Here is a 14280-nt window from a genome sequence, read left to right on the forward strand (position 1 = left end):
GGCAGGTTACCCACGTGTTACTCACCCGTTCGCCACTCATCTCAATGTTTTATCAATCAAGTGCAAGCACCGTCAATCAAAAACGAAGATGCGTTCGACTTGCATGTATTAGGCCCGCCGCCAGCGTTCATCCTGAGCCAGGATCAAACTCTCAAATTAATGAGTTATTTGAACTAACTCTTGTTTTTGTTACTTGGTTATAAAGTGAATAGACTTCACAATTGTATTGTTTTGAACTTTCGTTCAAAGACCCTACACATTTGATTCGTCGAAACGTTGTTCAGTTTTCAAAGATCTAACTCGCTGTCATTTGACAACTTAATTACTATATCATGTTGTCTAACAGGTGTCAAGCAAGTAATTAAACATTTTTTTGAAATCCGTTTAGCAACTCGCTTCCTGTCAAAGCAACGTGTATTACTATATCAACCAGGGGCACTTAGGTCAAGCGTTTTTCTAAAAAAGTTTAACTCTTATTTTCAAATGTCTTTTACTTCATTATGTGTGCGTCATAAGTTTTTAAGTTAACCACTAGCTAAATCACCAGCAACCACACCTCACCCCACAAACAATCAGATAACTTTCTAGACACTCGCCACGGTTGACCCACAAATAAGACAAAAACGGCCTCGAGAGCAAGCGCTCTGGAAGCCGTTTTCATTAATTTCCGTGATTAATATTCACACGACTGGTCTTTGTTCCAATCCAAAACGGCACTTTGACAACACCAGCGACCTTATCTTGATCAACAAACCCCCAGTACCGACTGTCATTAGACACAGAACGGTGATCCCCCAGGACAAAATAGTGTCCGCGTGGCACCGTAATTGATTGCGTCCGCCAGTCATACTCTCGTCCAAGCGTTCGTAAGTTCCAATTTCCTGTCGCTCGTCGTTGCGACGATCCAATGTAACTTTGATCAATTTGTTTACCGTTTACGTAGAGGTCGCCCTGCTTACTTTCGACCGTGTCACCCGGCAAGCCAATCACCCGTTTAACGTAATTAACGTGTGTCGTGGCGTTCGGATCTTCGCCCTTTGCGTCAAAAATAATGACGCTGTTATGGTGGATTGGCGCCACCTTAATTAAGGCCACCCGTTCTTGATCAATCAAATTTGGCTGCATCGACGGACCATTGACTCGTGCAAACTGAAACACAAACGCGCGAATCAACAGTGCGATACAAATCCCAATCAAAATTGGAACCACTACGTTCCCCACAACTTTTGTTAGTCGGTTACCCCATTTTGTATCCTTCATCGCGTTCTGCCCGCCCACATTAAAATTATCGCTTTTCGCTTATATTTTAATCCTGTCAAACAGAAATACAATTCAAAAACCACAAATGCTGTTGAATGTTACAGGTTACAACTAATCGTCGTCATCCTCATCGTCGAGCCCACTTCGTGCATCATGGCCACCCCACGCTTGCAACTCAAGAATCGTTTCCTGATTATGCATGAGCAATGTCATTAAGCGAGCCGTCAAACCAGGCCGGTCTTCTCTTTCAGCTAGTTTAATCGCCCTGGTAATAAAGAGGTTTTCTGTATCATAATCATGCACCAGCAGATCAATCATCCGCTCAGCTGGTTGATACTTGGTTCGGCCATCCTCGGTCAGCATCGCATACGCCGTAAATGCCGCTGTGGTACTAGGCGTGACTTCCCCTTCAGCTAACAACGTCCGGCCCAGGTCATCACGTTGCTGCACTGCTTGTTTCATTAATGTCGTTAATGTTGGCACCAATGATAATCGTGCCGGCCCCTTGATGTACCACTTGATCTGCTGAAGTTTATTGATCAAAACGGATAAATTTGCCACAACATGCCCGGTCATCGCCCCGGCAGTCGGTGCATGATGATCAATCTCCGCCTGATTTAACTCTGCTTGATACTGTTCTTCTACTGACATTGACTCACCTCCCGTTTACTTTGCAGCACGAACTTTAACTTGCTGAACTTCATAGCCTAATCCGGTAACAACGTTGGCTAGTGCATCCGCGGTCGTCGCCGTTTCATCCACATCCACTTTCACCTTAGCCGCATTAAATAAGACCTTCACATCATTAACACCAGCTTGATGAATAAGTGCACCCTGGATTTTTTGCATACATGAGGGACAAGACAAGGCATCTAACTGTAAAATTACTTTACTCATTTTCGACCACTCCGTTTCTTTGACTTGGTTAACTCTAGTGTACTGATGATGTGTCCCCCGTTACTTGACGCACATCAAGTTTCTGCCCCTTTTTATGTGGCTTTCTGCTTATTAATCGCATGGCGTTCAGGATAACCACGAGAATACTAACTTCATGGATTAACATCCCACTCGCCATGTAGATCTTCCCAGCCACCAATCCGCCAAGCAGGAGGGCAACCGTCGCCACTGCAACGACGATGTTTTCACGGGTATTGGCAACCACCCGCTTTGCTAATCCATACGCATGGACTAGCTCAGCAAAACTGCCTTTCATAAGGACGACAGCCGAAGTTTCCACAGCCACATCCGTTCCGCTACCAACGGCAATCCCAATATCTGCCACTGCTAGTGAGGGACTATCGTTGATCCCGTCACCCACAAAGGCCACCGTGTGCCCCGCTGATTGAAGGGCTTGCACAGCAGCAACCTTTTCTTCCGGTAACAAATTAGCTTGGACAACATCCACGCCTGCTTGCTGGCCAATCGCCGCTGCTGTTCGCTCATTATCTCCGGTCAACATCACGACCTGCTTAATGCCTAACTGGCGTAATTGTTTGAGACTAACAACCACGTCTTCGCGCAACTCATCCGCGATGCCAACAAGAACCTGTAACTCCCCGGCAACTGCCACCAGGACTGTCGATTGACCAGCCTGTTGGGCAGCCATAATGTCCGCCTGTTGTGCCGACGAAAGTTGAACACCGTGCTGAACCAGAAGGGCCTCACTCCCAATCACTAATGGCTGACCATCAGCCTGTGCCACTAATCCTTGCCCCTTAACCGTTTCAACGGCGGTTACGTGTCCCGGTTCGTTGTCCCATTTTTGCTTGGTAACGTACGTTATCAGTGCTTGTGCCAGCGGGTGAAACGACGCTTGCTCAGCCATAGCTGCTAACTGAAGGGCTCGTTGACTAGCCTTTTCATCGTAGCGTTTAACTGATGTTACAACGGTTGCTCCCTTCGTCAACGTCCCGGTTTTATCGACCGCCAAAGCATCCACCCGGCTGAGGGTATCCATAACATCCCCACCCTTAATGAGCACACCGTGTTGAGCACCGTTTCCAATTCCCGCAACGTTTGACACGGGGCCCCAATGACAAGCGCCCCCGGGCAACCAAGGACCATCACTGTAATGGCCAACCGAACATCTTTAAACACCACCCCAACAAGCACCGCCAACACCAACACAGCCGGCGTATAGTATGTGGCGAACCGATCAATAAACTGTTCAACCGGGGATTTTGCGTCCTGAGCGTTTTCCACCAGTTCCACGATTTTTCCAAACGTTGTCTCCTCGCCAACCCGTGTTGCCTGAACAGTCAACGTCCCGTTATCTAACATTGTCCCGGCATAAACATTAGCACCGACCGTCTTCTCAACCAGTTTAGCTTCACCCGTGACGCTGGCCTCATTGAGATAACCCGTCCCGTTCATAATGACGCCATCGACTGGCACTTGCCCCCCTGTCTTGACCAAAACGACGTCACCTTCCTCAACATCGTCAACATCCGTTGCAACTGGCTCACCACCCTCATGAACGACCCATGCCTGTGTTGGTGCCATTGCAGTCAACGTTTTGATCGACCGCCGCGTTTTTGCCAATGTTTTCTCTTCTAACCATGACCCAAATAAAAACAGAAAGGTCACGATGGCCGCTTCACTGACTTCGCCAATGATCAAGGCCCCAATCGCTGCCAGGCTAACCAATAACTCAATGCTAATCACCCGGGCGCGCAGTGCACCCCATGCACGTAAGCCGATTGGGAGGCCAGCGACGATTGCTGCCAGCGTTAACGCAACCGGTCTAACCCATAGCCATGGTAAAAACCGACCGCCAATCCCGATGATTAACAAGCCTGCTGCAATCACCGTCAATCGTTGCGTCTGTCTTTGAATCCATCTCATTACCGTCATGTCGCCACACCCCTTTAATTGAATATCCTCAGTGTAGTGGCAATGACACTTAAAATAATTGACGCTCGTCAAGTCTCGGTCGTTTAACCACAAAAAATAAGCCGCACCGGCCTTATTAATGGCGGTACAGCTTATTTTTTCGTTAGTGTAATAATTCATCCCATGCATTCCAGACGTTTGTATCACTAAACGGTTTTGCTAATTGAACCGCTTGTTTACTCCAGCGACTCAGCCGTTTCCGACTATTTAAGAGTGAAACGACACTGTCTGCCACCTTCTGCACGTTGCCTGGTTGAACCAAGACCCCGTTTTGCCCATCAGTAATCATTTCCCGGGGACCGTACAAACTATCATAGCCAACCACCGGAACCCCGTGCGTTAAGGCCTCCATCATCGCTAATGGCTGTGCATCCCCGCGGGCCGTATTGATCAATACCTGCGCGTCGTCATACACGGCGTCCATTGCCGCTTGGTAGCCAGCAAACGTCACGGCATCACCTAAGTTCAGCTGATCAACCTGCTGTTGAAGTGTTTGCTGCGCTGACCCATATCCGTAAATAGTTAACGTCGTCTTGGGCAGCCGCTTGTGAATCAAACTAAACGCTGCGATTGCCTGATCCACTTGTTTATCCGGCTCCAAGCGACTGACAACGATCAGCCGGCCAGCCGTTCGTTCTGCCACAGGGACTGGTTCAGCCATTAAATCATCTGCAAACGCCACCGCAGCTGAAATCGGTGTGATTGGCCGGGCTGGATGATCACCCAGCCACCGAGTCAAATCCTGCGCTTGTCGTCTGGTAGCGGTGATCACACCATCAAAGGCTGCCATGTGTTCATGGATCGCGTAGGTGTAGACCCCGTTTAAGTTTGCAAAGACTTGATCCGTCAAGTCCACCGTATGCGGCGTCGGTAGCCAAAGGTACTTTCTTGCCGGCGTTGTCATGTTGACCAACGGTTCATCTGTCACCATCGGTCGGTCCGCAATAAAGACGTTTTCTTCTGGTGTCCGTTCGTTTAACCGGTCTAAGAAGTACGTTGTTAGCGCCACTTCATCATTAAAATAATGGTCCCCGTCAACCATCAGCTTGCACTGGGTGAGCACACCCTGTGTGCCTGCTGATGGTCCGTAATACTGCTCCATAAACCGGCTGCCATCTGGACGGTAAAATAGCTCGGTACTCAAGTGACTGTCGCTACCGAAAAATTGATCACGAGCTTTGAATCCACGCGCATCATAATCCGTTCGCTGGGTAATGTTTCCAAATGCATCATAAATCAGCACATAGTATAAGTGGCCCACCGTTCCTGGCGCAAAAAACACATCAGCAACTAACCGATCCCCATCGTAGACCTTGGTGTCATCGGCACCCGGATTAATGTTGTAATCACGCGGTAGGTTGAGGGTGTCAACGGTCATTACCGTCGGCTCAAAATGTTCCGTTCCCCGAAAGAAATCAAACAAATTGACCATGTCATCATCCACTAGGCCAAACTTTTTCATGTTGTCATGTAGCAAGCCGTCAAAGTTTCGCGTCACCAATTGAGCGGCGGCGCCATGATCATGGAACACCCGCAACCGCTTAAACTCGGCATGCTCCAGACCAGAATTCATTGCCATCAAATACTGGTTCACAAAGTAGTTCATTGCAGGTTCGCCCCCTGTTTTTTCGCATCACTAATTAGCTTCTGCCACCGATTCCAGACTGCCGTTTCAGAATACCGCTCACTGTCTTGGTACGCCTGTTCACTGTACCGTTTCAACCGTGGTTCGTCGTTTAACAATTCAACGATTGCATTTGCTAAGGCATCCACGTCGTTTAAGGTCACCAAGAGGCCATCTTGTTGATCACGAATAATGTCCCGTGGACCATACTTCACGTCGTAGGCAATCTGAGGAACCCCATGCGACTGTCCCTCTAATAGTGACAACGCAAAGCCCTCTGCTCGACTGGTCAACAATGCCAATTGGGCCTGATCATACACCGCCCCAATGTCGATTGTATAGTCGTTAAAGTGGACAACAGCGCCTAAATCCAAACTGGCAACCTGATCACGTAGCTCTGTGCCGGTATTGCCATTCGCATAGCCCCAAAATTCCAACGTTGCGTAAGGGACCCGCTCGTGAACTTGCTTAAACGCCGTCACGATCTGATTCTGCTGTTTTTCTTCGGATAATCGCGCGACGACAATTACTTGTCCGCGCTTTCGGGCTGACCAGTCGACGCGCGGTGCATCACTAACAGCCGCTGGCACAATCCCCACCGGAATGGTGTACACAGGCACTTCATCCCCGTAACGTTTAGTGAAATCTGCCGTTTGCTCAGCCGTTGCGGTAATGACCCCATCCCAATCACTCAGATTGTTGATCGCCATTCCGTAATTAAAGTTTAGCGTTGCCGTTTGTGGTTCGTCCGGATTATTCACGTGGTTACTGTGCAGATGCATTAATTTTACAGCCGCCGTCCGCATCCGTAATAACGGGTACGTCAGCTCGTAGGTCCGGTCAACCACAAAGACGTTGTGTTCACCGTTGCGGCGGTTTAATTCATCATAAAAGAACCGGGTCATCTCTTGCTCACCCGTAAACGCCCAGTCCTGCCCTTTGTAATCGAGCCATCGATACAGCGTATTGTGCTCTTTCCCCTGACGATCCGTCATGTGGGACGTTTGGTAAACTGGTTGCCCAGCAGGATTCAAAACTTGCTCTGTCGCCACGTGTCCGTTACTGCCGTACATCTGTTCAAGTGCTTTAAACCCTCTGGTATCCCACCAGTCGCTCTTAACGACCCGCCCAGTTTGATCAAAGTACTGCACATTGCTAACGGCCTTTGTCTTCTGGTCAAACAGATTGACGCGCGCCATTAACTGATTGCCATCAAAAAACTCATTGACCCCGTTATTGACCTTGTGTTTCCATGACGCTGGGAACACGAGGTCATCCACGGTCGTCTTTTGCGGGGTAAACGTCTCCGTCCCCTGAATAAAATCAAATAAGTTAACGCTGTCTTCATCCGCAATGCCTGCGTCTGCGAGCGTCTGGTGCAGGGAAAGGGAGAAAAAGCGGGTTACGATCTGTGCCGCTTGTTGGTGCGCATTAAAAAGCGCTAACCGTTTCATCTCAGCGTGCTCGATCCCCGATTTTTTTGGATTAATGCCCGTGTTAAGAAAATAAAACACGCCTGCCACCTCACGATTTCTTTTATTTATACTCTAAGCTTACCGCTTACATTCATTAAATGCTTGCCCTAATGCTACCAAACCTCGCCCATTTCTGGGTGTAAAACGGCTTTAATTTTAGCTAAAACAAAATGTTTTCCAGTCGAACCGTTTTCTAGGTCCCTAAAGGCACTTAATTTGCCCGTCTCCCCGAAATCTTTAATAATTGAATTAAGTCCCACCACGCGAAAATAAGCAATGCCAACTCATGAAATGGAGGTCCTGTCATGCCTGATAGCCGTCAACAATTACTGGTTGCCGTCGATTTTTCAGACCAAGCACCACTTGTTCGTGACTTCGCAATTGATGTTGCCGTGAAAGCTGATTACGGTATCCTCTTAACCTACGTTATTAACGAGGCCGCTTACCACATGCCACCAGATGACCCCAATCTTTCCCGCGTCATTAATGACGAATCTGATTTTGCCCACCATCAATTGGAAGATTTTGCTCAGCGCGCCCAAAAACTTGGCGTGGATGATTGTGACATTCAGGTCCTCTACGGCAATCCCAAAAACATCATTGTTCGGGAAGCTGCCAAACCGTTAATTCACCACGTTATTATTGGCGCCCACGGTAAACACGCCGTTTCTGATTCCGTCATCGGTTCCACCACTGACTTTGTGGTGTACCGCTCACCAAAATCAGTGACCGTCGTTAAATAGTGACCGTTCTCTAACGCGACCCAAATTTTAGACTTCGACTCCTGTAAGACAAACAGCCCCCTCACTGACATGGACCGTCAGTAAGGGGGCTGTTTGTCTTACAGGAGGGAGCCTTAACAAAATTTGTTTCGCTCTCTACTTTGTCATAAAGATATAAATATCCGCACTCGACAAGCCGATGGTGAACTTCACGCCCTTCGAGTAGATGGGATCAATGTTTGTTGAACCCTTTTTGGCCTTCTTTGTTTCCTTACCGAAGTCCTTCATCACCTTCTTGGCGTCCGCGCCCGTTCCATTAACAAGTAACGCAAAGCTGGTTCCAAACTTCTTTTGACCACTCTTTTGCTTAAAGTTCTTTGTTGGCACGATCATGGTCGATCCCATCACCTTACCATCCTGCACGTTCATCCGGATCTTATAATCCTTGGTGCTCACAACGGTGTGCACACCATTTGACGGTGTTTTGGTTGGCAACAGCTGGCCTTTGACCTGTTGGTTAGCTGTCGCCATGGCCGTTTGAACGTCCTTTTGTAAACTTTGCACCGTGGTCATCGCCTGCGCACTTGGTTGTTGCTTCAGACTTGCGGCAGCGGCCTGCAACTGAGCGGCCTTCTTTTGGTCAGCCGGGCTTAATTGCGAACCAGCCAACGCTTGGTTAAACGACGTTCGGAGTGTTTGGTAATCTGCGAGTGCCGTTGCGGCCGCAACATGAACCGTTTTGTGGTCACTGCCAGCCGTTAACTTCACCTGCTGGTTCTTCGTTGAGCTGGGCACCTGAATGACAAACGTTCCGTTGCGAACAGTCAGCGTTTTCTTAGCCTGATCATCCACTTGATACGTGACCTTTTTGGCACTTGTGTTTCCTTTTACAGCCGCAACCATTCCATTTTGGTGATACGTTGTCTTAGTCGTCGTCAGTGACGTCCGACCACAACCGGCCAAACTCAGGGCCGAAACGGCGGCAGCAAATAGCATTAATGATTTTCGTTGCACGACTATTCCTCCCCTTCATCCATACTGATGTTTCCAGAAAATTGACTATTGTACAGGTCCGCATAGAACCCATTTGCAGCCATCAACGCTTCATGGTTTCCGGTTTCAACCACAGACCCATGATTCATAACAATGATGTTATCAGCATTTTGAATGGTTGATAGCCGGTGCGCAACAACGAAACTCGTCCGGTTTTCAAGTAACTGTTCCATCGCGTGTTGAATCTGCACTTCTGTCCGCGTATCAACAGAACTTGTTGCTTCATCCAAAATCAAAATTTCAGGATCAGCCACAAACGCCCGGGCAATGGTCAATAATTGCCGTTGCCCTTGAGAAATGTTCGACGCCTCTTCATTCAAGATGGTCTTGTAACCGTCAGGCAGTTTCCGAACAAATTCATCCACGTGCGCTGCCTTAGAGGCGGCCAAAATGTCGTCATCCGTGGCATCTTCACGACCGTACTTCAGGTTATCCCAGATTGTTCCCGTAAATAACCAGGTATCTTGAAGCACCATCGCAAAGTGGGACCGCAGATCTTCACGATCTAAGTCACGCGTATCGACCCCGTTTAACCGGATCGAACCACCACGGACATCATAAAACCGTTCCAGAAGGTTAATGATCGTTGTCTTCCCAGCACCAGTTGGTCCCACAATGGCAACTTGTTGACCGGCCTTAACGCCAAGGTTGTAGTCCGTCATCAATAATTCATCGTCGTAACCAAACTGAACGTGGTCCAACGTCAGCAGATTCTGATCATCCGTTTGGGGTGCCAAACCGGACTTCGTCTCCTGCATTTCCTCTTCATCAAGAACATCAAAAACCCGTTCGGCAGAGGCAATGGTTGATTGAATCGTGTTCAGTAAGTTTGCTAATTGTGAAATTGGTTGTGAAAACTGTTGAGTGTATTGCAAGAACGCCTGAACGTTCCCTAAACTAACACTCCCGTTTGCCACTTGAATCCCACCGACAATGGCCACAAACACGTAACCAATGTTATTCAGGAACATCATTAATGGCATGATGACCCCTGAAATAAATTGGGCCTTCCAAGCAGCGCCAAAGTAGGCTTTGTTCTGCTTTTCAAACTCAACAATGGCGTCGTCTTCCTTATTGAAACTCTTAACCACTTCGTGACCAGAATAATTTTCTTCAACCTGGTCGTTGATCAATCCTAAGCTCTTTTGTTGTTGACCAAAGTAACGTTGTGACCGTGGTGCAACAATCCCTACAATCACTAAACTCAGTGGAATCGTTACTAACGCGATCAACGTTAACTGCCAACTGATCGTCAGCATCATCCATAACGTTCCAACAAACGTCACTAGACTGGTAATGGCCTGCGTTAAACTTTGTTGCAGCGTGCTGGCAATGTTATCCATATCATTAACCGCACGACTCATGATGTCCCCGTTGCTGTGCGTATCGTAATACTTAATCGGCACAACCCGCATTTTGCCCTTAAAGGACCGCCGCAGTTTATAAACAGTGCGTTGCGAAATCCGGGTCATGATGAATTGCTGAAGGAAGCTAAAGACCGCAGAGGCAAGGTACATCATCAAAACAATGACAATGATCTGAAAGACCTTATCAAAATTGATTGGCCAGTGACTCATGTTGATGCCGGCCTTTTGTTGTGCCGTCCCCTTCATGATCCCCTTGTAAATTTCAGTCGTCGCTTTCCCTAAGATCTTTGGCGTCCGAATTTGGAAAATAACGGATGTGATCGCAAAGACCAGGACCAAAAGCATTCCCAACCACCGGTCAGACATGTAGCGCATCAGGCGAATAAAGGTTGGCCAGAAATGATTGGCCTTTTCAACCAATCCGGCACCGCCACCAGGGCCATGACCGGGTCCGCCTGCTGGACGTGGTGCGTTTGTTTGTTTCGCATTTTGACTCATTAGAGACCCGCCTCCCCTTCACGTAATTGAGACCGCATGATTTCTTGGTAAACCTTGTTCGTTTCTTTCAGTTCGGCGTGGGTTCCCTTACCAACTAACTTTCCGTTATCAAGAACCAAAATCAAGTCTGCATCGGCCACCGTTGCAATCCGCTGGGCAACAATGACAACAACACTTTGTTGGATTCGGGCGTCTTGCCGTAAGTCACCACGTAGCTTTGCGTCTGTTTTAAAGTCCAAGGCAGAAAAAGAATCATCGAAGACATACACACTCGCATGCTTAACCAATGCCCGGGCAATGGCCAAACGCTGCCGTTGTCCACCAGAGAAGTTCCCACCACCCTGTTCAACGTGGGCATCAAGGCCACCTTCTTCTTTAACAAAGTCTGTCGACTGGGCAATGGCCAGTGCCTGCCAGATTTCGTCATCAGTGGCGTCATCCTTACCGTATTTCATGTTGTCACGAATGGTTCCTGTGAACAGGGTTGCCTTTTGCGGCACCATGGCGACGTGTTCATGAAGCTCCTTGACGTTTTGTTGACGAACATCAACGCCGTCAACGCTGACGGCCCCCTGTTCAACATCAAAGAAACGGGGAATCAGGTTGATCAAAGTTGTCTTCCCTGAACCAGTTCCCCCGATGATGGCGACCGTTTGACCGGCTTTGGCACTAAAATCAATATCCGTCAGCGCTGTTTGTTCAGCCTGTTGGTACCGGAAATCGACGTGATCAAATGCCAAACTCTTTGCAGCGGTTGCTGGTTCTGTCGCTGTTTTCGGATCATTAATTGTTGATTCTAATGACAATACTTCCTGAATCCGCGTTGCCGAAGCGGCTGCCCGTGGCAGAAAGGCCATAATCATTGCTAGCATCATGAAACTCATCAACACTTGCATGGCATACGTCATGAACGCGATCATGTTCCCAACCTGCATGGTCTGCGTGCTGATCAATTGACCCCCGAACCAGACAATCGCAACGTTTGTCCCACTCATGACCAACGTCATCACTGGCAGTGCAAACGCCACAATGGTATTAACCTTAATCGAATTCTTTGTGTAATCTTGGTTCGCTTCTTCAAACCGATCTTGTTCAAACTTGTCCTGACGAAAGGCCCGAATGACCCGAACACCCGTCAGTCCCTCACGGAAAACTAAGTTCAACCGGTCTGTTTTCGTTTGCATTGCCCGGAATAATGGAATGGCTAACCCCATGATGACACCAATACAAATAAGTAACACTGGAATTGAAACCACGAAGATCAGGGACAACTGATGGCTCTTGTTATAGGCTAAGAAACTGGCACCGATCAACATAATTGGCGCCATAATCATCATCCGCAAAGCCATCATGGCCACGTTTTGAATTTGAACCACATCGTTTGTTGTTCGCGTAATTAATGATGATGTTTCGACCTTGTTAAACTCATCGTTGGAAAAATTCATAACCTTCCGGTAAATGTCACTCCGTAAGTTTTGACCCAACTTTTGTGATGAGCGTGCTGCCAAAAACACGTTACAAATTGCGGCAGCAACCGATAGTACAGAAAATCCGATCATTTCGAACCCGATTTTCCAAATGTAGCTAATGTCCCCCTTGGCCACACCATTGTTGACGATGTCAGACGTCAAACTTGGTAGGTTCAAGTTGGCAACGACCTGAACAATCATGAATAAAACGGCACCCAGTACCGCCCATGATGAAATTCGGCCCTTTGCTATTTTCAGCATTTAGCACGTTCCTCCTACTTCTACACGATAGTTATGTAACAACATTCATTTCCGATAATGCCACTCATTATGCACCATTAACGGCGGAATCAACCCCATTTGCCGCAAATAATGCTGCAAATTAATTCACGTTAACGCACATAGATGAATAGTACATGTTTTGCGGGATTTCACAAAACGTTTCGAATGGAAACAGTAACGAGTATAGCACTAACTCTTTCGCTAGGAAACAATTGTTTATTGCCCCCGTTTACTTCGACTTAAAAACGTCAATAAGCGTAATCCGGCTTCTTCCAGATTACGCTTATTGACGTCATGCTTGTTCCACGTGAAACGGTCCTTATTCAATGCCCACCCGGGCAAAAATCTCATCAACATAGCGAAGGTGCCGCTGCACATCAAATGCCTGCGCGATGTCCGTTGGCGTCAAATGTTCATTAACATAGTCGCTTTCTTCCACCAACGTTTTAAACGGCGTTCCTGTTGTCATCGCTGTTTGGGCTAACTGTTGGACATGATCATACGCAACTTCACGGCTCAATCCTTGATCAATTAACGCCAACAACACCTGCTGGCTAAAGACAAGACCACCGCTCGCGTCAATGTTTGCCTGCATTCGTGCTTCATTGACCACTAAGTTACCGACAATTTTATTTAACCGGGTCAGCATGTAATCCAGTAATTCAGTGGTGTCCGGCAAAATAATGCGTTCAGCTGAGGAATGCGAAATGTCCCGCTCATGCCACAACGCAACGTCTTCAAACGCCGTCATCATGTGCCCCCGGATGACCCGAGCTAAACCAGTAATGTTCTCTGAGCCGATTGGATTATGTTTGTGCGGCATGGCCGACGAACCCTTTTGACCAACACTGAACGGTTCAGCCACCTCGCCTAATTCCGTTCGTTGAAGCCCCCGAATTTCGGTCGCAAAATTCTCTAGGCTTGTCGCAATCAACGCCAACACGCTCATGTAATGGGCATGAAGATCCCGTGGCAACACCTGGCTGGTTACCGGTTGGGCCCGAAGACCTAACTGGTCACAAACGTCCGCTTCAACTTGTGGCGGAATGTTGGCAAACGTTCCAACTGCACCACTGAGTTCCCCCACCGCCATCTCAGCTGCCGTGGCTTTGAACCGTGTAATGTCACGATTAAGTTCATCCACCCACCGGGCAAGTTTCAGGCCAAATGACATTGGTTCTGCCTGAATACCGTGGGTCCGACCCATCATGGGAACGTTTCGATACCGTTTGGCCTGCGCAATAACCGTGGCCCGCAACGTTATCAAGTCAGCTAGCAATAAGTCATTCGCGGCTTTTAGCTGGAGCGCTTGGGCGGTATCCACCACGTCAGTGCTTGTCAGCCCATAGTGCACCCACTTGCGCTCATCGCCTAATGACTCCGACAACATGCGCGTAAAGGCCACCACGTCATGGTGCGTTTCTGCCTCGATTGCCATCATTCGGTCCACATCAACCTTCGCATTTGCTTTCAATGCATCGACATCAGCTTGCGGAATTTTCCCCTGATTGGCCCATGCCTGACACGCTGCCAACTCAACGGCCAACCATTGATTTAATTTTTCTTCCTGTGACCAAACTGCGCCCATTTCTGGTCGAACATACCGATCAATCATGTTTGCTCTCAACTTTCTTCATT

The 14280-nt window shown here is 48.1% G+C and carries 10 protein-coding genes, 1 rRNA gene and 1 pseudogene; 1 reads left to right on the forward strand and 11 read right to left on the reverse strand.

The window, feature by feature from the left end; translation table 11 throughout:
- The 7 genes and pseudogenes from ACKTR5_RS09605 to ACKTR5_RS09635 all read right to left on the reverse strand — a co-directional run.
- Positions 1 to 159, reverse strand: a 16S ribosomal RNA gene (locus ACKTR5_RS09605); the annotation flags it as partial.
- 501 nt (positions 160 to 660) lie between these two features.
- A complete protein-coding gene (lepB, locus tag ACKTR5_RS09610) occupies positions 661 to 1260 on the reverse strand; it encodes a signal peptidase I (RefSeq protein WP_407881103.1) in 600 nt (199 codons plus the stop codon).
- A gap of 111 nt (positions 1261 to 1371) precedes the next feature.
- Positions 1372 to 1911 carry a ferritin-like domain-containing protein gene (locus ACKTR5_RS09615; RefSeq protein ID WP_407881105.1) on the reverse strand — a complete coding sequence of 180 codons (540 nt, stop codon included), beginning with the start codon at positions 1909 to 1911 and terminating at the stop codon, positions 1372 to 1374.
- A 15-nt stretch (positions 1912 to 1926) separates the two neighbouring features.
- Entirely contained in the window at positions 1927 to 2157 is a 231-nt protein-coding gene (locus ACKTR5_RS09620) for a heavy-metal-associated domain-containing protein (RefSeq protein ID WP_407881107.1), read from the reverse strand.
- 34 nt (positions 2158 to 2191) lie between these two features.
- Positions 2192 to 4113: pseudogene (locus tag ACKTR5_RS09625) on the reverse strand (heavy metal translocating P-type ATPase).
- A 142-nt stretch (positions 4114 to 4255) separates the two neighbouring features.
- Positions 4256 to 5758 carry a glycosyltransferase gene (locus ACKTR5_RS09630; RefSeq protein ID WP_407881109.1) on the reverse strand — a complete coding sequence of 501 codons (1503 nt, stop codon included), beginning with the start codon at positions 5756 to 5758 and terminating at the stop codon, positions 4256 to 4258.
- Positions 5755 to 7290 (reverse strand): glycosyltransferase, encoded by a 1536-nt coding sequence (locus tag ACKTR5_RS09635; RefSeq protein WP_407881111.1) that lies wholly within the window; start codon positions 7288 to 7290, stop codon positions 5755 to 5757. The genes ACKTR5_RS09630 and ACKTR5_RS09635 overlap by 4 nt, the downstream gene beginning before the upstream one ends.
- Positions 7291 to 7556: 266 nt before the next feature.
- Between ACKTR5_RS09635 and ACKTR5_RS09640 the strand changes: the two genes are divergently transcribed.
- Positions 7557 to 7994, forward strand: a complete 438-nt coding sequence (locus ACKTR5_RS09640; RefSeq protein WP_407881113.1) for a universal stress protein — start codon at positions 7557 to 7559, stop codon at positions 7992 to 7994.
- A 135-nt stretch (positions 7995 to 8129) separates the two neighbouring features.
- On the opposite strand, the gene ACKTR5_RS09645 is transcribed toward ACKTR5_RS09640, so the two are convergent.
- The 4 genes from ACKTR5_RS09645 to purB form a co-directional block, all read right to left on the reverse strand.
- Entirely contained in the window at positions 8130 to 8969 is an 840-nt protein-coding gene (locus ACKTR5_RS09645; RefSeq protein ID WP_407881144.1) for a hypothetical protein, read from the reverse strand.
- Between the two features lie 20 nt (positions 8970 to 8989).
- The gene (locus ACKTR5_RS09650; protein WP_407881114.1) at positions 8990 to 10891 is read right to left on the reverse strand and encodes an ABC transporter ATP-binding protein; all 1902 of its coding nucleotides are present in this window, start codon (positions 10889 to 10891) and stop codon (positions 8990 to 8992) included.
- A complete protein-coding gene (locus tag ACKTR5_RS09655; RefSeq protein WP_407881116.1) occupies positions 10891 to 12621 on the reverse strand; it encodes an ABC transporter ATP-binding protein in 1731 nt (576 codons plus the stop codon). The genes ACKTR5_RS09650 and ACKTR5_RS09655 overlap by 1 nt, the downstream gene beginning before the upstream one ends.
- A 340-nt stretch (positions 12622 to 12961) precedes the next feature.
- A complete protein-coding gene (gene purB / locus ACKTR5_RS09660) occupies positions 12962 to 14257 on the reverse strand; it encodes an adenylosuccinate lyase (protein ID WP_407881118.1) in 1296 nt (431 codons plus the stop codon).
- Positions 14258 to 14280: the final 23 nt, after the last annotated feature.

It is taken from the genome of Furfurilactobacillus entadae (assembly GCF_045862745.1).
GTDB classification, from domain to species: Bacteria; Bacillota; Bacilli; order Lactobacillales; family Lactobacillaceae; genus Furfurilactobacillus; species Furfurilactobacillus entadae.